Source organism: Balneola sp. (assembly GCA_003712055.1).
Classification (GTDB): domain Bacteria; phylum Bacteroidota; class Rhodothermia; order Balneolales; family Balneolaceae; genus RHLJ01.
Map to the genome: position 1 here is coordinate 661367 of RHLJ01000001.1, position 17757 is coordinate 679123.

Annotated in this window: 21 protein-coding genes; 14 read left to right on the forward strand and 7 right to left on the reverse strand. The window is 40.0% G+C overall.

Annotation, left to right across the window (positions count from 1 at the left end; genetic code table 11):
* Positions 1-51: 51 nt before the first annotated feature.
* The 5 genes from ED557_02940 to ED557_02960 form a co-directional block, all read right to left on the reverse strand.
* Positions 52-855 carry a hypothetical protein gene (locus ED557_02940; GenBank protein RNC85746.1) on the reverse strand — a complete coding sequence of 268 codons (804 nt, stop codon included), beginning with the start codon at positions 853-855 and terminating at the stop codon, positions 52-54.
* A 16-nt stretch (positions 856-871) separates the two neighbouring features.
* The gene (locus tag ED557_02945; GenBank protein ID RNC85747.1) at positions 872-1789 is read right to left on the reverse strand and encodes a hypothetical protein; all 918 of its coding nucleotides are present in this window, start codon (positions 1787-1789) and stop codon (positions 872-874) included.
* Complete coding sequence (locus tag ED557_02950; GenBank protein RNC85748.1) at positions 1786-2571, reverse strand: HEAT repeat domain-containing protein; 786 nt, start codon at positions 2569-2571, stop codon at positions 1786-1788. The genes ED557_02945 and ED557_02950 overlap by 4 nt, the downstream gene beginning before the upstream one ends.
* Positions 2564-3130, reverse strand: a complete 567-nt coding sequence (locus ED557_02955; protein ID RNC85749.1) for an RNA polymerase sigma factor — start codon at positions 3128-3130, stop codon at positions 2564-2566. Before ED557_02955 ends, ED557_02950 begins: the two co-directional genes overlap by 8 nt.
* A 79-nt stretch (positions 3131-3209) precedes the next feature.
* The gene (locus ED557_02960) at positions 3210-4019 is read right to left on the reverse strand and encodes an inositol monophosphatase (protein RNC85750.1); all 810 of its coding nucleotides are present in this window, start codon (positions 4017-4019) and stop codon (positions 3210-3212) included.
* A gap of 100 nt (positions 4020-4119) precedes the next feature.
* Between ED557_02960 and rpiB the strand changes: the two genes are divergently transcribed.
* From rpiB to ED557_02980, 4 genes are all read left to right on the forward strand, one after another.
* A complete protein-coding gene (rpiB, locus tag ED557_02965) occupies positions 4120-4575 on the forward strand; it encodes a ribose 5-phosphate isomerase B (GenBank protein ID RNC85751.1) in 456 nt (151 codons plus the stop codon).
* Positions 4575-5873: a serine hydroxymethyltransferase gene (locus ED557_02970; GenBank protein ID RNC85752.1), complete on the forward strand. Its 1299-nt coding sequence runs from the start codon at positions 4575-4577 to the stop codon at positions 5871-5873. The genes rpiB and ED557_02970 overlap by 1 nt, the downstream gene beginning before the upstream one ends.
* A 33-nt stretch (positions 5874-5906) precedes the next feature.
* On the forward strand, positions 5907-6758 hold the full coding sequence (gene tatC, locus ED557_02975; GenBank protein RNC85753.1) for a twin-arginine translocase subunit TatC: 852 nt from the start codon (positions 5907-5909) through the stop codon (positions 6756-6758).
* Positions 6759-6839: 81 nt separating this feature from the next.
* On the forward strand, positions 6840-7322 hold the full coding sequence (locus ED557_02980; GenBank protein ID RNC85754.1) for a hypothetical protein: 483 nt from the start codon (positions 6840-6842) through the stop codon (positions 7320-7322).
* 4 nt (positions 7323-7326) lie between these two features.
* On the opposite strand, the gene alr is transcribed toward ED557_02980, so the two are convergent.
* Positions 7327-8385: an alanine racemase gene (gene alr, locus ED557_02985; GenBank protein ID RNC85755.1), complete on the reverse strand. Its 1059-nt coding sequence runs from the start codon at positions 8383-8385 to the stop codon at positions 7327-7329.
* The gene (locus ED557_02990) at positions 8382-9983 is read right to left on the reverse strand and encodes an NAD(P)/FAD-dependent oxidoreductase (protein ID RNC85756.1); all 1602 of its coding nucleotides are present in this window, start codon (positions 9981-9983) and stop codon (positions 8382-8384) included. Before ED557_02990 ends, alr begins: the two co-directional genes overlap by 4 nt.
* 89 nt (positions 9984-10072) lie before the next feature.
* Here ED557_02990 and ED557_02995 point away from each other — a divergent pair, with 89 nt between their 5' ends.
* The 10 genes from ED557_02995 (at position 10073) to ED557_03040 (ending at position 17709) form a co-directional block, all read left to right on the forward strand.
* Positions 10073-10921 (forward strand): MBL fold metallo-hydrolase, encoded by an 849-nt coding sequence (locus ED557_02995; GenBank protein ID RNC85757.1) that lies wholly within the window; start codon positions 10073-10075, stop codon positions 10919-10921.
* A complete protein-coding gene (locus ED557_03000; GenBank protein ID RNC85758.1) occupies positions 10921-12273 on the forward strand; it encodes an ADP-ribosylglycohydrolase family protein in 1353 nt (450 codons plus the stop codon). The genes ED557_02995 and ED557_03000 overlap by 1 nt, the downstream gene beginning before the upstream one ends.
* Before the next feature lie 13 nt (positions 12274-12286).
* Positions 12287-13384 (forward strand): gfo/Idh/MocA family oxidoreductase, encoded by a 1098-nt coding sequence (locus ED557_03005; protein RNC85759.1) that lies wholly within the window; start codon positions 12287-12289, stop codon positions 13382-13384.
* 20 nt (positions 13385-13404) lie between these two features.
* Positions 13405-14004 carry an RNA polymerase sigma factor gene (locus tag ED557_03010; GenBank protein RNC85760.1) on the forward strand — a complete coding sequence of 200 codons (600 nt, stop codon included), beginning with the start codon at positions 13405-13407 and terminating at the stop codon, positions 14002-14004.
* A 2-nt stretch (positions 14005-14006) separates the two neighbouring features.
* The gene (locus ED557_03015) at positions 14007-14279 is read left to right on the forward strand and encodes a hypothetical protein (GenBank protein ID RNC85761.1); all 273 of its coding nucleotides are present in this window, start codon (positions 14007-14009) and stop codon (positions 14277-14279) included.
* Position 14280: 1 nt separating this feature from the next.
* Positions 14281-14775: a hypothetical protein gene (locus ED557_03020; GenBank protein ID RNC85762.1), complete on the forward strand. Its 495-nt coding sequence runs from the start codon at positions 14281-14283 to the stop codon at positions 14773-14775.
* Positions 14776-14823: 48 nt separating this feature from the next.
* Complete coding sequence (locus tag ED557_03025; GenBank protein ID RNC85763.1) at positions 14824-15642, forward strand: YHYH protein; 819 nt, start codon at positions 14824-14826, stop codon at positions 15640-15642.
* A gap of 67 nt (positions 15643-15709) precedes the next feature.
* Positions 15710-16477, forward strand: a complete 768-nt coding sequence (locus ED557_03030) for a YHYH protein (protein RNC85764.1) — start codon at positions 15710-15712, stop codon at positions 16475-16477.
* Positions 16464-17048, forward strand: a complete 585-nt coding sequence (locus ED557_03035) for a toxin-antitoxin system YwqK family antitoxin (protein RNC85765.1) — start codon at positions 16464-16466, stop codon at positions 17046-17048. Before ED557_03030 ends, ED557_03035 begins: the two co-directional genes overlap by 14 nt.
* Positions 17017-17709, forward strand: coding sequence for an SCO family protein (locus ED557_03040; GenBank protein ID RNC85766.1), 693 nt, complete (start codon positions 17017-17019; stop codon positions 17707-17709). Before ED557_03035 ends, ED557_03040 begins: the two co-directional genes overlap by 32 nt.
* The last annotated feature ends 48 nt before the right edge of the window (positions 17710-17757 follow it).

The following is a 17757-nucleotide window of genomic DNA, read 5'->3' on the forward strand; positions in this document are numbered from 1 at the left end:
AATTATCTCGTAAGTGTTACGTGCAGAAACAGTTAGCGTTTCTGTGATTTACTAATTTTTACTTATTTCTATATCGCCGTGGAGTGTTTTGAAGAGGAATTCCGGACCACCGCCATTTACTTCACCGGTGATCCATTTATTTATGGTAACAGTGTATTTACCATCTCCACTACTTATTTCTGATGCGCTTGACGATCGGTCTAACTCGATATCAAAATTTGTGTAGACATCTCCGTAATCGGTCTTCATTTTGCCTGTAAATTTTGTGTTTGAAGGAAATGAAACTTCGATATCTCCATTTAATCCTGTAAAAGACATTGGAGTATTCGGAGTAACCGAAGACATGGTAACTTCGATATCTCCATTCACACTATTTACAACAACGGAACCACCAATATCATACATCTCAATATCACCATTGGTTGCTCTCACTTCATGTTCACCATCTACTCCCTCTACCATTACATCACCATGAGTTACCTGAAGATTGAGTGAAAAATTCTTAGGAACCCATATCTCTAAATCGAGATCATGACTGTTGGGAGCAGTTTTGATGCGAACATTATTATTGTCTTCGGTCACTTCTAAACCGACACCACTATTGGATATTTTTTTGAGGCCGTTACGACTATAATTGTTGTATCGATCATCATCTTCGCCATCAAACTTGACGATTATTTCATCTCCACTGTGTGCCTTAACTACAACTTCATCTGCATAAACTGCATTGATACTGAGTTTTCCAGGTTTACCTGGATTGGTTAATGGAACTTTTAGATCATTCTGCCCTAATACAGAACCTGAGCTAAGCATAATAAAGCCAATCAGGTAGATAATAGTTCTTGATGTTTTCATGGTTTTCTTCTTTGTATTATGATTTTCTTACTCGGATGTAGGCATCACCGTTTACCATCTCAAAAGCCATTTCTATTTCACCATCTCCAATCTGGATAGGTGAACTTTGGCTAATCTTGTATCGATACCCACTTCCCTTTTTTTCCTTGTTCAATCTGTTTGGGAGTCTTTTCACATCCTCAAAATCTGTATAGAGTTCTCCATGAAGACTTTCGAATGTAATAACTGCTGATAAATCTTCCGGTGAATACACTTCAATTTTTCCATTTACTGTATGGAAATCTAAATCTTCGGTTGGGCTTTCAGAGAACCATACTTCAATATCTCCATTTACGGTATTTGCATCCGCGGCCCCTAATGCATCTTTAATTACAACATTTCCATTTACATTGCTGGCTCGAACTCGTCCCGTCATTTCTTCTACTACAACATCTCCACTGTTTACTGTGGAAGCTTTTAGGTCCAAATTATTTGGAACTTTGATAACCAGATCAAAATGTGCATTTATATCATCCCAGTCTCTGTCATCCCAATGCCAATGATAATCTATTTTTCCTCTTCTGAATTCGACATGAGCATTTGGGGCTTCTACATATACATAAAATTTACCCTCATACATCCTGGTTTCAAGATAATATTCATCCGCTTCTTCCTGGGAAATATCACCGCGCTTCTTCCAAAGTTCTTTCCGCCCTTCAATTACGATTTCATCACCATCATATCCGGTAACAAGTACTTCTCCATTTATATTTTTAATCACAACCTCTTCAGCGGCAGAAAAATCACTGCTTTTAATGTTGAGGTCAAAATTTTCAACCCTGTCCTGTGCAGCAACATCAGCTATTGATACTAATAGTCCTAGAAGTGAAACAAGTAATAATTTTAGTATGAAGTTTAGTAGAGATTCCATAGATATAGCTCCTGTTAAGGTCATAGTAGTACCGCAATGGTATTTTCGACTTTTCTTTTAGTGGCACCTGCCAGTTCTTTCTCATCAATCAGGCGCTGAAATTCGTTCGCAGAATTTTTCACGCCTAGTTCAACCATCGCATCTGCCATCTCAATGATCACGATATCAGATTCCTGGTTAGCAATAGATCGGACTAAGCCTTCTCTAACAAGTTCATTATCTCCCCATCTGCCTAACGCTTCGATAGTCTGAACTCGAACATTTATGCTTTCATCGTTATTAAGGGTAAATAGCAACGCACTTATCGCTTTCTCATCAACCGTAGGTAATTGGGTACTTATGTTTACAGCCCTAAGTCTATCCGTCGTTGATGGTCCTTCAAGCATACTTACCATCATTATTTCACGCATGGTTTGCATTTCAGAAGTAAGTTGCTCGATCTGAGAGTCATTATTTCCTACTAGATTCCCAACAAAGCCTCCCATAATCAATAGAACGAATGCATAAGCAAGTTTTGGCATAGTTAACTGACTCAGAAAGTTTGAAAATTTCTCTTTCAGAGATGTCATTACTGAAGAACCTTCACCCTTTTCATTTTCCAGCATGGTATAGAACCGTGAACTCATTTCTGAAGAAGGTTCGGGAACCTGAACCATCTCCAATTCATCATGAAGCTGTTCCATTGCCCGGAAATCAATAAAATCTATGGTGCCTTTTGTCAGTAGTTCCTGAAGTTCAGCTTTGGCTGCGTCATCAAGATTACCGGACAGATAATCGGCAATTAATTGTTCGTACTTCTCATTCATTGCTAAATGCCTCACTAAGTGTGGTTACAATCTGTTTTAATTCTTTCATAGCCCTAAACATTCTTACTTTAACGGCACTTTCCGATACTCCCTGTATCTCAGCAATTTCGTGGTATCTCAATCCTTCATATCGGCTCAAAATCACCACTTCTTTTTTTTCATCATCCAATTGCTCAAGTGCTTTTTCCAGTAACAGTTTTCGTCTGTTTCTCTCGTCCAATTCATGGTACCCGTCGGGCGCTTCACCTTCGATTCGTTCTTCGTCAAGTATCTCATCTTCCTGCCGCCTTTTTTCCTTACGGAAATGGTCGATGTGCGCATTTCGCGCTATGCTGAACATCCAGGTGGTGAAGGCACCCGAACCGGAGTACGTTGTCCGATATTTAAGCATACGCTCAAATACCGATTGAACAAGATCCTCGCTTAACTGGGGCTCAAAAGTCTTGCGATAAAAAAAGCTATATAAAGGGCGATTATATCGCTCAAACAGTAGACCTAGTTTATCCAGATCACCATTCTTTACCTTCATCATTAAAGCTTTATCCGTCGTCGAATCCAATTAATCCTCAGGCCCCGAGTTAATGTTCAACCAAGTACACTTTTCTTCCATTGAAAGGTTACATGTTTTTTTCTGCCCTTTATCCTGCTAATTGCCCTTCTTCAAAATGGGCTCTTAGTACTCCTTCAAGAAACGTTCTAATTGATTTATTTCCTGCTATAATCCTTTTTCCAAATAGCTGGTTCTGCTCGCCCAACCAGTCGCACGTTCCTCCCCCCGCTTCTTTAATAATCAACATTCCCGCTGCGATGTCCCATGGATTAAGTCCATATTCATAAAATCCCTCAAACCTGCCTGAAGCCACGCAACATAAATCATAGGAAGCCGAGCCTGCCCTTCTTATGCCGTGTGTTTTCTGCATCAAATCTTTCAAAACCTCCAGATATGGATCTACAAGATCAAATTGACTATATGGAAAACCAGTCCCAATCAAGGCTTTTGATGGATCAGTAATTTTTGAGATAGAAAGCTTCTCTCCATTTAAATATGCTCCATTGCCTTCTACTGCATAGAAACATTCGGAATTAGCAATCTCCAAAACCAATCCCACTTTTGGCACCCCATCTTCCCATAGTGCAATTGAAACACAATAGGGTGCAAATCCATGCGAGAAGTTTGTGGTACCGTCGATCGGGTCAATAATCCATACTCTTCCATTTGGAAGTTCTAAATGCGTATTAGACTCTTCGGCTAAAAATTCATCTCCAGGAAATGACGATTTTATTACTTCAATGATTTTCTTTTCAGAGGCAAGATCTGCATCAGTGACCAAGTCATTCTTTCTTTTCAACTCAATATTGAAGGATCTTTCACTGGCAAATTTCTTTATAATAATTGATGCTTCTCTTGCTGCATTTTTTGTAGTTTCCAGTTCTTGATCATACATAATTACTTACAATTAATGAGTGAAGGTTGAATAAATGAATCTTTAAACTAAGCTAAAATTTAGTGATATTTGACCACCAATCATTCACCTCAACTTTTGATTAATGATCATCCCAATTTCGAGCGATCACGCAGGGTATAAAGCCAAGCAAATCACAAAAAAAATCCTTGAAAACCTTGGACATACCCCGGTAGATTTCGGTACTCATAATGATGAATCTGTCGATTATCCGGATTTTGCTGTTCAAGTATCGGAACGAGTTGATTCAGGGGAATATTCACAAGGCATCATTTTATGCGGCAGTGGCCAGGGAGTTTGTATGACCGCAAACAAATATCCTGAAATAAGAGCTGCATTAGTTTATAACCATAAAGTTGCTGAGATGACCCGCTTCCATAACAATGCTAATATCCTGTGCCTCCCGGGACGTGAATTGGAAGAAGATGAAGCCGAATTAGAAGCTATACTAAAGGCCTGGTTTAGCACCGAATTTGAAGGAGGCAGGCATTCTCGAAGAATTGAAAAAATTAAATCTTTAACACAAAAGGACGCTGATTAATGAAATCGATCCAGGAACAAGATCCTACCGTTTTTGAACTGATAGAAAAAGAAACGGTACGACAGAACAATAACCTTGAGCTCATTGCATCTGAAAATTTTGTTTCAAGAGCTGTGCTCCAGGCTAATGGAAGCAACCTTACCAATAAGTATGCGGAAGGCTATCCTGGAAAACGATACTATGGCGGATGCGAATACGCAGATATGATTGAAGATATTGCACGTGATCGTGCAAAGCAGTTGTTTGGAGCTGATTGGGTTAATGTTCAACCTCATTCGGGAGCTACCGCTAATGCAGCTGTTTACCTTGCTCTGATTAAGCCGGGTGACACCTTACTAGGATTTGATCTCTCCCATGGAGGTCACCTAACTCATGGTTCGCCTGTTAACTTTTCAGGTATTTACTTCAAACCTGAATTCTACGGAGTTGAAAAGGAAACTGGCCGTCTCGATATGGACAAAATTAGAGACAAGGCCAAAGCAGTAAATCCAAAAATGATTTCTATTGGCGCCTCTGCTTATTCCAGAGATTATGATTATGAGGCGTTTAGAAGTATTGCTGATGAAGTAGGCGCATTATTATGGATGGATATGGCACATACTGCAGGCTTAATTGCTACCAAGCTGCTAAATGATCCCTTACCTCATTCTCATGTTGTAACTACAACAACGCATAAAACGCTTCGAGGCCCAAGAGGTGGAATGATCCTGGTTGGTAAAGATGGAGAAAACACACTTGGAGTTGTCGCTCCTAAATCGGGTAGAACCAAAAACTGGAGTGAAGTATTAGACTCTGCTGTTTTCCCAGGCACACAAGGTGGCCCGCTCATGCATGTGGTTGCAGCTAAAGCTGTAGCGTACGGTGAAGCTTTAGATCCATCATTTAAGGATTATCAAATTCAGGTACAAAAAAATGCTAAAGCCTTGGCAGCAAAGTTCATTGATTTAGGATATGATATTGTTAGTAACGGAACTGATAATCATCTCATCCTAATCGATCTACGAAATAAAGGTGTAACCGGAAAAGTTGCTGAAGAAGCCCTTGGTAAAGCTGCAATTACGGTGAATAAGAATATGGTTCCTTTCGATACTGAAAGCCCATTTGTAACTTCTGGTATTCGTATTGGAGCGCCGGCTATGACCACTCGAGGTCTGGGAGAATCTGAATTCGAGTACATTGCTGCACTAATCGACAAAGTGATCCAGAAACCCGGAGATGAAGATGTTCACAAACATGTTACTAACGAAGTAGAAGCCCTCTGTGAACGATTCCCTCTTTACGATTTCGTAACCGCCTAAACAATTAGCTTGAGCAGTACCGAACGACAGATTATGGGAGACCCCCCCCCAAAGGTAGTTCCTCCTCCTGATAGAACTGATCAAATGTCTTTTCTTGAACATCTCGAAGAATTGAGATGGAGAATCATTAAGGGCTGTATCGGTGTTATAGTTGGTGTTGTTGTGGCCTTCATCTTTTCTGATTTCGTAATTGATGAGGTATTGCTTGGCCCTTCAAAAGCAGATTTCTTCATGTACAAATTCATTGGAGTTGATGCTATCGATCTTACATTACAAAGCAGGAAATTACCGGGGCAGTTCTTCACGTACTGGGGAATGCTATTCGTGACCGGCTTTTTAATTGGTTCTCCCGTGTTCTTTTACCAAATGTGGGCTTTTATTGAGCCTGCCCTTGAATCAAAGGAGAAATGGAAAACTATAATTAGTGCTCTTTTCATCACTATTTTCTTCTTAATTGGAGTGGCGTTCGGATACTTAATCCTTGTCCCGTTTGCACTTCAATTCTTCGGTACATTTAATATTTCTGACTCAGGCATCGTTAGGAATGATTTCGATATCAATGAGTATTTTGGCTCCCTGGCAATGTGGGTAGTAACCTGTGGGCTTATCTTTCAGATCCCAATAATAAGTTACGCTCTTTCCAAAATTGGAATTCTTACCCCTGCTTTTTTGCGAAAGTACCGAAGACATGCATTTATAGTTTGTCTGGTCATGGCAGCATTCCTTACCCCTCCTGAACCTATATCCCAGGTATTAATTGCAATGCCACTAGCAGTGCTTTATGAGTTTGCCATTTGGGTGAGCCATTTTGCTAATAAGATGAGAGATAGGGAGCTAAAAGAAGCGCTTGGAGAAGACTTTAATCAGCCTGCTTCTACTGAGTAAGTTTTTAATAGGTTGATGCCTTATCTTTAAAATAAAATTCTGTTTTACCTGTTTGTAAAGCGTTAAATCATAAAATCATTAATGCAGTTTATCAAAAACTTTCAATCACTTTTTGTTGTAGCCGGCCTCTCACTTATCCTTATTGCTTGCGGAGGTAATAATAACAGCTTCGAAAATGATTATTCTGACGCTCCTGCTCTAGCAGATACCAGCAATGCCCTTTCCAAAGTAATTACCGATTCAGGCGTTATTTACTATGTAATAAGCACCGGAGACTCAACCTCTTTTGAAGTAACAATCAGAGACAATATTTTTATTTATTACACTACCCGAACCCTTGATGGTGAAATTATTGCCAGTTCTTATGTAAATGGAAGTACCTCAGCAGTTTCAATTCTAAATATAGGTTCTCAAACTAGAATTAGTTTTGTGGGAGAAGGTTTAGCTCCGGGAGTTTTAGGAATGTTTGAAGGCGAACGAAGAGTGATATTCATCCCAGAAGACGTTAGCACGATTGATGAAGCAATTACTATTGATGTAGAGCTTGAACTTGTAGACGAATAGCTCCTCAAACGTATATTCGGGGAATCCTTTCCTTTAACCCCGTGGTTATTTCGTATGGAATAGTTAATGCATGTTTTGCCCATGCTTTTACAGATAACTCTTTTTGCCTCAGCAAATACACGGTTGTTCCAGAAGAGAACTTTCGATCCCTCAGAAAAACAATTGAGTAATCCATACTAATTATCCCTACCTGAGAGAAACGCTCTCCTTCAATTTCAAACTCAATTTTATTGGTAAGTATTCTGGGTATTCCATCGCTATAGCCAGTCGGAACTATACCGATATACCCATTTTCTGAAGAATGCCACTTGCTCCCGTAGCTTGCAGAATCTCCCTTTTTTATCTTCTTAACCTGCATCAAAAAAGAAGTGAAATCTAAAATGGGCTCTAAATCAGGTACATCTATCTCTCCTGCTCCATAACCATATAAACAAACACCGGGTCTTACTGCATCAAACTGTAGATCTAGATCCCTGTAGTGGAAAATTCCTCCGGTGTTCGCAGTGTGGGTCATCCACTCAGATGGAAACTCGGATCGTATTGACCTGAACAAAGCCAATTGGCGGCTTACCTCAGGGTTACCAGGATCATCAGCCTTATAATAATGTGTATATATGCCTGTACATTTTTTTCCGGGATACTTCTTCAATTCCATTTTAAGTTGCTGAATATCATCAGGTAGTATTCCAAGTCGATGCATTCCGGTATCAATATTGATATGAAACTTGGTATCGTTTTTAAGCAAACCAAGAACACTTATATCAGATAATGTCGCTGTTAAGTTGAAATCAACATACATCTGTGCAGTTTCTTCAGTGGGAGCTTCAAAAACTAAAATTGGATTCGTAATTCCCTGGTCTCTCAACAATTTACCTTCAGATGCCCTTGCAACGCAAAACCATTCGACCTTAGGAGCAATATGCATTGCAACTTCGACCATACCATGCCCATAAGCATTGTCCTTAATCACCGCCATCTTCTTTACTCCCGGCTTAAGCCGACGATTTATTGCTTCTAGATTTGAGTCTAGTTTAGATAAATGAATTACTATCCTTGAATTCAATTAAACCACTTTTTTCTTTTCTGTTTCTTCAGGATGACCTGAGCTGCATTATATCCGGCCGCACCAAAAACGCCACCACCTGGATGACAGGAAGCACTAGAGAGAAACAAGTTTTCAATCGGAGTTTCGTATCGGCTCATCTCTGGGATGGGGCGAAACATAAACATTTGATCGAAGCTCATCTCTACATGCATCACATTCCCTTTCAACAAACCATGTTTGCGTTCTATATCTAACGGGGACTGTATATACCAGTCGATGAGTTTTCCTTTCATGTTTGGAGCGTAATCTACAACAACATCATAAATTTTCTGCGCTTCTTCTTCTCTTATCGAGTCCCAGCTAAGCCCATTAGCAAGCTCATAAGGATGCCATTGTGCCCAAACAAACATAGTGTGTTTACCATCTTTTGCTACTTCAGGATCGATCTTAGAAAATGTCATTGCAAGAACGGCTGGCTTTTTCGGAGGTTCCTTTCTCATATAGTCGCCAATAGCATTATTCATATACTGCACCGAAGGTGCCATCAATTGAATTCCGTTATGTATATAAGGATCGTCCGGTGCAGCGGTGTATTGAGGAAGTTCCTCTACTGCACATCGAATTACCATACCAAAACCGTTTCCTACATGGATATTTTCCACTTTCTTAAACATCGATTCGGATAAATGTTCCCGTCCCACCATGTTTATCATTGTGGTTTGAACATGCGCATTTGAAACAATGATGGGAGCTCTGAATTCCTCTCCTTCTTCTGTTTCAACCCCGATTGCCTTACCATTCTCTATTAGTATTTTTAGGATTGGTTTATTGGCTTTGACCTCCCCCCCATGTGCCTCAATAAGATTTTTCATGGCTTGTGTAAGCATACCACTCCCTCCTTTCGGATGCTTGGCTCCACTCTCGTGTAGCATCGATTGCCAACCAGCAAAATCTCCTGTAGCTGAATGATCAGGAAGTGGCCCCGATTGTGCGGCAAACCAAAGGAGAGCAGCTCTCATATATGGATTATCAAATGCATCATTAACCACTTTCCCATAGCTTGAAAGCACTTTTTGAAGGCCGGCAGCTTGTTCCCCTTTTTTGAACATTGCCCCATCTTTTATCTGAGCCTTTGCCATTTCTGCCATAATCCCACCTGTAGTAGGCGGAGTCATAAAAGCCTTCAATACCCCTTTGTTAATCTTCCCCCAAAAATTAATGAACTCCTTGTAATTCTTAACATCCTCCGGTGCTACTTTAGAGATGGATTCCAGGGTTCTTTCAACATCTTTCCAGAAGTGAATAACCCCTTTCCCGGTCGGAACCGGATAAGACATGATAGGATCCATATCTATATACTCAAGCCCATAGTTTGTGAGTTCAAGCTCTTCTATAATCCCGGTTTGATGGATCATAATGTGAACTGAAGAACCTACATCCATCAAAAATCCATTTGGATTTTCCTCTGATTGAAACATACGCTCGGTACACACTGCTCCGCCTATGGTATCCCTCCTTTCAAGAACTAATACCTTAAATCCATTTTTTGAGAGATAGCATCCGGTTGTTAATCCATTATGCCCGGAGCCTATTATGATAGCATCGAAATTATTCATTCAGGTAAAGATAAAACGAATTGATTGAAAGAGAAGATTTATTAAGTTGTTGATCACCACTCGTTAACTAAATTTGATGAGGTAGCATTCTGAATATTGGGCAATTTGAAGTTGAACAATTAAGCGAAGGTATTTTTGAGGTTTATAATGATGGAACCTTCATTAAAGTGAACGCCGAGGATATCACTTCAAAAAAGAATCCCCATGAAATACCTACTTCTTCCACTACTATTGGTATTGATCCTATACTCATTAAATCCGGAAAACAGGTTATTCTACTTGATACCGGTCTTGGGTGGGGTCTTGATTCCAAAAGTAACTATGGAGACACCTCCAACCTAAAAACCAATCTTGATATTTTTGGGTTAACTCCTGAAGATGTAACTCATGTGGTACTCACTCACCTACATTTTGATCATGCGGCTGGTTCTACCTATGTTGATCATGAAGCCACTACCCGTCTTACCATGCCTAATGCTAATTACTTTGTACAGAAGCTAGAATGGCATTATGCGATACAACGCGTGGGAGAAGAAAATCCAGTAAAAGGTGGGGATTATATGATGGATGAACTCTACAAACTCCACGCCGAGGAAAAGCTTGTGTTAATTACAGACACCTATTTTGAACTGATTCCAGGAGTTACTTTGATTAAAACTGGCGGCCATACTCCCGGCCATCAAATTGTAAAGATTCAGAGTGAGGGAGATACCGCCTATTATTTAGGGGATTTGGTTCCTTCTGAATACCATCTGAATCATTATGCAATGAAGCAGATGGATATTGACCCTATTCAGTCAAAAAAGGCAAAAACCTTGATTCTTAGACAAGCGCTGAAAGAAAAAGCCACACTACTCTTCTATCACTCCATTCACACAAAATCAGGGAAATTGGTACAGGACGAAGATAAGAAGTATGCACTAATTGAGGCAACCTGATGAATACCAGATTCTTGATCCTTTCATGTATTATTATCGTTTCATGTGCTCCACCTTCTACAAAGGAATTTGCTCCTACTGATCCCTCTCTAGAATATCTCCCATACAAACCCACTGGAGCTGAATTCGTTGTTTCCAGAGCAGAGTATGAGGACAAACTTTATGGGTTTTGGCTTGGGCAATGCATTGCCAACTGGACCGGCCTTGTTACCGAAATGGACAAAATTGGAAGTATCGGTGATATAAGAACCGGTGATTTTTATACCCGCGAGGATTGGGGTAAACCCGATCAACCTAATATATGGTCAGAAGGAGAATCCAGTCCCCTATCTCCAACCATTGATTTTGTATTTGAAGACTCTTCAGGAGTATGGGGAGCAGATGACGATACTGATATTGAGTATATGTACCAGCATCTTCTGTTTGAAAACCAGACCAGCCTTTTAACAGGAGAACAGATACGAGATGGGTGGCTTAATCATATACATGAGGAAGAGGAAAATTATCTGTGGGTTTCAAATCAAACTGCTTTCGACTTAATGGGAGAAGGAACAACACCACCTGAAACGAGTAATCCGGATTTAAATCCTCACTATGAAATGATTGATGCCCAACTTACTACTGAGATCTTTGGGCTCTTCTCACCTGCAAGACCGGATTTTGCGAGAGAAATGGCAACACTTCCTATTCAAACGACAGCCAGAGAAGAAGCAGAATGGATTTCAATGTTTTATGTGAATATGTATGCTCAAGCGATTCATATTGATTCCATCAATCAAATTAAGCAGAAACTTTTCCGAAATGCTGAATATGCGAAAAGTGCTTTCCCTGAAGACTCTTACCCTGCAAAGATGTATGATTTCGTTAAATCCCGATATGAAGCGGGAATTCCATGGGAACAAACGCGTGATGAAATCTACCAGCGCTATCAGGTTGAAGAACAGGATGGATATGATATCACTTCTCAAAATCTATATTGTAATGGTTGCTTTGCTGCAGGTATAAACTTTGCCGCCAGTTTAGTGAGTCTCTTTTATGGAGAAGGAGATTTGATAGAAACTATTAAAATCGGTGCACTCGCCGGTTGGGATTCGGATAATCCTACTGCCACCTGGGGTGGAATGCTGGGTTTTATCTATGGAAAGGAAGAAATCGAAAGGGCATTCAACCGCGAATTTTCGCAAACCTTTTATATACATCGAACCCGGAAAGGATTTCCAAATGATGGCTATGATTCTTTTTCTAATATGGCTAGAAAAGGACTATTTATTACTGATCGGGTTATCCAAGAGGATCTTGGTGGTGGTGTAGATTTAGAAAAGAATGTTTGGTATATCCCGGTCTCTAACTAGCCAAGTTCCAAGTATGAAGAAACTCATTCTAATAATCTTATTTGTCGCGATTATAACACCAGCTCTTGCAGCTCAAGAAAGTGACAAACCACTAAGAGTAGGTGTAGTTGGCCTCACCCACACTCATGTGCACTGGATTTTGGGTAGACCCAACCTTGGAGATATCGAAATTGTGGGAATTGTAGAGCCTAACAGGGATCTGGCTCAACGATATTCGGATCAACATGGCTACTCCATGGAGATAGTTTTTGACACCATGGAAGAAATGTTTGAGACTACTGCCCCTGAAGCAGTAACCGCATTTGGTACTATTTACGAACATCTGGAAGTAGTACAAGAGGCGGCTCCTCGAGGTATTCATGTTATGGTTGAAAAGCCCCTGGCAGTAAGCCTTGATCATGCTAAGCAAATGAAGGCTCTGGCAGATGAACATGACATCCATTTACTAACCAATTATGAGACTACCTGGTATCCTACCAATCATAAAGTCTTTGAAATGACGCAAAAAGGAGAGTTAGGAGATTTAAGGAAGGTAATTGTAAATGATGGGCATCAAGGTCCCGTTGAAATTGGCGTTAATGAGGAATTCCTCGAATGGCTCACCGATCCTATACAAAACGGAGCCGGAGCTTTGACTGATTTTGGATGCTACGGAGCTAATCTTATCACCTGGTTAAAAAAAGGTGAACGGCCTGAGTCGGTATTTGCAGTCACTCAAACCATCAAGCCAGATATTTACCCGAATGTGGATGATGAAGCTACAATCATACTTACTTACCCCGATATGCAGGGCATCATTCAGGCAAGCTGGAACTGGCCTGTATCAAGAAAGGATATGGAGGTGTATGGAAAAACTGGTTTCGCTATCGCGGAGAATAGAAATAATATGAGATACCAGTTTTCGGAAGATGATCCACTTGTAAGAGATCAGTTACCTGAACTTGAATATCCCTTTAATGATCCATTTGCGATTTTTGCAGCCGTAATACGAGGAGAATTAGAGCTCCCCTCCTACGATCTTTCCTCACTTGAAAACAATATGATTGTAATGGAAATTTTGGATGCTGCTATACGAAGTGCTGAGAGCGGAACTAGAATTTATTTGGATTAACGATCTATGAGTTCCTGAAAATGATAGATGAGAATAAATGCATACAGGAAATTTCTAAAGGGAATGAGAAAGCATTAAAAGACCTGTATGACCTTTATTCTCAAAAAGTATACAACACCATTTTAAGTTATACCAAGAACGAGGAAGATGCCCAGGAGCTTCTTCAGGATGTTTTTGTAACGGTGTATAATTCCGCTGGATCTTTCAAATTCAATTCTTCGGTGAGTACCTGGATTTACAGGATATCAATTAACAAGTCCATCGATTTTATCCGAAAAAAAGATACCAGGAATAGAAAAGGACTTTTATCTCTGTTTAAACCTGGTAGCACTCAAATTGAGCATGATGTTGAGGATTTTGCACATCCCGGAGTTCGAATGGAGCAGAAAGAAGACGCGAAACTTCTGTTTAAAGTAATTGATGAGCTATCCGAAAATCAGAAAACAGCATTTATTTTAACTCAGGTTGAAGGCTTATCTCAGCAGGAAACGGCTGATATTATGGAGATTACCAGAAAAGCAGTCGAGTCTTTAGTCCAACGAGCTAAAGCGAACTTGAGAAAAAGTTTAGAAAAATATTTTCCCAACCGAGGGGATTCACAAAAAAATACGACCAAATAGCTATGGAACAGTGGAAAGATAAAATCTTAGCAAGTGCCAACGGAATACAGAAAGCAACTCCACCTGAGGATGCGTTTAGTAAAATCCTCGATAAAATTGATCAGGATCGGGCTGAAGTCAGGATCTCGAAAGTTCAATTAGTTGCCGCTGCTGCAATACTTCTTATAACCATGTGTGTAAATATACTTTTGATTAGCAGTCAGTTTAATTCAGAAGAACCCACGGAATCTACGGCTGAATATTCCGAAATCATCTCTTCTTATAATCTTTACTAGCATGAAGAAAAGTACCTTTTTTATAATTGCAGCAATTATCCTTTTTATCCTCAATGGGATACTCATTGCCTTAGTCCTTCAGAAACCTGCATATCCCATCCCTCAAGAAGCTAAACAAGGAGAATTGAAACTCAGGATTGGTGAACAACTAAATTTATCCGAACAACAAGTTCAGGACCATCGACGCTTAGCTGATGAACATTTTAGGGGCATGAGAAGGCTCACAGAACAGCAAAAAAGATTAGCCCGAGATTATTTTTCATCACTCTCACGCATTGATGCAAACTCGTCAGATACGAGCGATGTATTAGATGAAATTAGTGAGCTTGAAGCTCAGAAAATCCAGCTAACCTATGAGCATTTAAATGATATCAAGTCACTGTTGGATGAGGATCAACTTCCTCTTTTCGATTCGATCCTTGATGAAATCCTTAAAGTAATGCTCAACGATCAAAAAAATGCCCCCCCTCCCCCTCGCCAGCCAAGGGATCGTTAAAAACATCTCGTCTATAGCAGTACACTACTTAATTAATCTGCTATAGGCATGAATATTTTTAAGATTTTCTTATCAACCCTCACAACAGTCGGATTGCTTTCATTCATATATGCTTCCAATTCGATCAATAAACTGGAGAGTGGCACAGATTCTGAACTCAGTCCTGCATTTTCAGAATTTGATTCAGAGAATATTTCCATTGTTTTAGATGGTAACCGTGTAATTATCGAAACCAATGGACTCCCCAATCATGCCTCTCCCTATTGGTCAAATTCAGAGGGAAGAACTGCTGTCGCTCCTGGTGGTAGAACATTAACAACACAAGCGTCAGAAGAAGATCATCCTCTGTTTGTAGAACCAACGGTAACTTCATTCCGAACGATGGCCCCAGGCAATATTGATGATTTTAATGGATCCTATACCCTGACAGTTTCAACTAATCCGGTAAAAGCTTCTAGATCTTCCGCTACTGGAATGGGACCAATCGGGATAGCTGTAAGCGGAGCTATGATTTATAATGATCGTGAGGGGCCTAATCGCCCGCTTGACCACGCTATCAATTCTCTGGATTTCAATGGTGCGCATACCGGACCTCAAAGTTATCATTACCACTTAGAGCCAAAAGCGTGGTCAGAAGATGATGAGAAACTAATTGGGATTATGGCTGATGGGTTCTTCTTATATGGTCGCAGAGACTATGATGGTACTTATCCCACTGATCTTGATGAATCAGGTGGTCATTTTGGACCAACTCCCCATAACCCTGATGGAGAATATCATTACCACATTCAAAATGAACTGTACCTAAATCAGTATCACATCTTATTTCCGGGAGTCTTCCAGGGAACGGCCAGCAGAATCCATTAAACTTTTCCCGAGGGATAACAAGAAAACCTTCGTCAATACAAGTGAACTCAGAATAAACCCAAAGAAAATGAAACGAAACAGAAATCTCTTTTTGGCTATTATGCTTCCAGGGATACTTCTAGTTGGATGCTCTACTGACTCTGATTCTGATGAGGAAATAGAGGATTCAATCACCTACGAATTACCAGCAGCATTCTCAGCATTCTCAACCGATAACGTAACTGCTATAATTGACGGTAGCGAGGTTGTCATCGAGACCAACGGGCTTCCAAATCATACTTCTCCATATTGGTCTCAGGATCATGAACTTTTTGTTGAGCCTACCGTTACCTCATTTGATCAAATGGCTCCTGGAACCATAGATCAATTCAATGGTAGTTATACACTTCGAGTACCTGTTAACCCAACCAAAGCAGCTAACTCTACATCTACAGGCCTGGGAGCAATTGGGATCGCAGTAAGTGGAGCAGTTATATATAACGATCAGGAAGGCCCTAATGTCCCACTAGATGATGCCGTGGTATCACTTGATTATACAGCCGCCCATACAGGACCTCAAAGTTACCACTATCATCTTGAACCTAAAGCGTGGTCGGATGATGATGACGAGCTTATTGGCATCATCGCTGACGGTTTCCTTTTATATGGTCGCATTTGCCCTTCTACAGAAACTTACCCAACTGACCTAGATGAATCTGGTGGGCATACAAGCATAACAAAATATGATTCTGAAAATGAATCTTACCATTACCATATTCTAAATGAGCTGTACTTAAATCAGTACTACATTTTATTCCCAGGAGACTATCAAGGAACCGCAAATGCAATCAACTAGTATATATATTATTCTCCTACTTTGTTCTTTACTTGCATCTTCGGATGCAGGTAAAGATTCCTTTACTATCGAAGTAGTGAAGGATCAGCTTACCCTGAACCCGAATGAAGGAATCTTCTATTATAATGAAGAACCTTATACAGGAGTGGCTGTCGAGTATTTTCCCAATACGCAAATTGCTGAATCGATAACCTATCAGGACGGCAAAAGGAATGGTCTTCGACAAAAATGGTATGAACATGGAGCTCTGAGTTTTGAAGCAAACTATATCGAGAATAAGCTGCACGGACAGATAAGCACCTGGTGGTCGAATGGTGTATTGCGCAGCCAGGCTAACTATGAGCTGGGTGTATTAAATGGCATTGCAGAACAATGGTATGAAAGTGGTGCCTTATTCAAAAGGATGAATCTAGTTAATGGAAAAGAAGAAGGTATGCAACAAGCCTGGAGAGAAAATGGGAAGCTTTATACAAACTATGAAGCAAAAAATGGGAGGATCTTTGGCTTAAAGCGCGCCAATCTTTGTTTTGAACTAGAAAATGAAATTGTACAGATCAATGAAGAACTTTAGCCTACTAGCTATACTCTTATTTCTTGTAGCATGTAAGTCAGAATACAAGCCAATGGATATCAAACAGGAAGAAGAAACAACTATTCTTCCCTACTACCAAGAAGCTTCCTTTACCCCAAGCTGGTTTGACGAAGAGAATGTGCTTCCCAGCGATTTTCATAAAATTCCTGAATTTTCACTTACTAATCATTTGGGAGAAACTATTACTGAAGAAACTGTTCAAGGAAAAATCTATGTGGTTGATTTCTTTTTTGCCAGCTGCTCAGGCATTTGCCCAAAACTAACTTCCAATATGGCTATCGTACAGGATGCCTTTTTAAAGGATGAAGATGTTCTTTTACTTTCCCACTCAGTAACTCCCACCCTGGATACTGTTCGGGCTCTTAAAGCCTTTTCTAAAACATATGGTGTAATTGATGGTAAATGGCATCTACTTACAGGAGATAGGGACCTTATTTATGATCTGGGAAGGAACTACTATTTCGTGGAAGAAGATTTAGGGTTAGAAAAGAATCCTGATGAGTTTATACACACTGAGAATATGGTACTTATCGATCAGGATGGATATATAAGAGGGATCTATAATGGATTGAATAAAACTTCCATAAACCAGCTTATTGAGGATATTAATACTCTTAAAAACAGTTCTGCTCACTCATAAAGCGAATCACCAAAAGCAATAATTCCCGCTCCGAAAATTGTTTTTTAC

What these genes read in the sequence shown, in the direction of transcription:
- ED557_02940 (RNC85746.1), bottom strand. Translation starts at nt 855, where the DNA reads ATGAAAACATCAAGAACTATTATCTACCTGATTGGCTTTATTATGCTT.
- ED557_02945 (RNC85747.1), bottom strand. Translation starts at nt 1,789, where the DNA reads ATGACCTTAACAGGAGCTATATCTATGGAATCTCTACTAAACTTCATA.
- ED557_02950 (RNC85748.1), bottom strand. Translation starts at nt 2,571, where the DNA reads ATGAATGAGAAGTACGAACAATTAATTGCCGATTATCTGTCCGGTAAT.
- rpiB (RNC85751.1), top strand. Translation starts at nt 4,120, where the DNA reads ATGATCATCCCAATTTCGAGCGATCACGCAGGGTATAAAGCCAAGCAA.
- ED557_02970 (RNC85752.1), top strand. Translation starts at nt 4,575, where the DNA reads ATGAAATCGATCCAGGAACAAGATCCTACCGTTTTTGAACTGATAGAA.
- tatC (RNC85753.1), top strand. Translation starts at nt 5,907, where the DNA reads ATGGGAGACCCCCCCCCAAAGGTAGTTCCTCCTCCTGATAGAACTGAT.
- ED557_02980 (RNC85754.1), top strand. Translation starts at nt 6,840, where the DNA reads ATGCAGTTTATCAAAAACTTTCAATCACTTTTTGTTGTAGCCGGCCTC.
- ED557_02990 (RNC85756.1), bottom strand. Translation starts at nt 9,983, where the DNA reads ATGAATAATTTCGATGCTATCATAATAGGCTCCGGGCATAATGGATTA.
- ED557_03000 (RNC85758.1), top strand. Translation starts at nt 10,921, where the DNA reads ATGAATACCAGATTCTTGATCCTTTCATGTATTATTATCGTTTCATGT.
- ED557_03005 (RNC85759.1), top strand. Translation starts at nt 12,287, where the DNA reads ATGAAGAAACTCATTCTAATAATCTTATTTGTCGCGATTATAACACCA.
- ED557_03010 (RNC85760.1), top strand. Translation starts at nt 13,405, where the DNA reads ATGATAGATGAGAATAAATGCATACAGGAAATTTCTAAAGGGAATGAG.
- ED557_03015 (RNC85761.1), top strand. Translation starts at nt 14,007, where the DNA reads ATGGAACAGTGGAAAGATAAAATCTTAGCAAGTGCCAACGGAATACAG.
- ED557_03020 (RNC85762.1), top strand. Translation starts at nt 14,281, where the DNA reads ATGAAGAAAAGTACCTTTTTTATAATTGCAGCAATTATCCTTTTTATC.
- ED557_03025 (RNC85763.1), top strand. Translation starts at nt 14,824, where the DNA reads ATGAATATTTTTAAGATTTTCTTATCAACCCTCACAACAGTCGGATTG.
- ED557_03030 (RNC85764.1), top strand. Translation starts at nt 15,710, where the DNA reads ATGAAACGAAACAGAAATCTCTTTTTGGCTATTATGCTTCCAGGGATA.
- ED557_03035 (RNC85765.1), top strand. Translation starts at nt 16,464, where the DNA reads ATGCAATCAACTAGTATATATATTATTCTCCTACTTTGTTCTTTACTT.
- ED557_03040 (RNC85766.1), top strand. Translation starts at nt 17,017, where the DNA reads ATGAAATTGTACAGATCAATGAAGAACTTTAGCCTACTAGCTATACTC.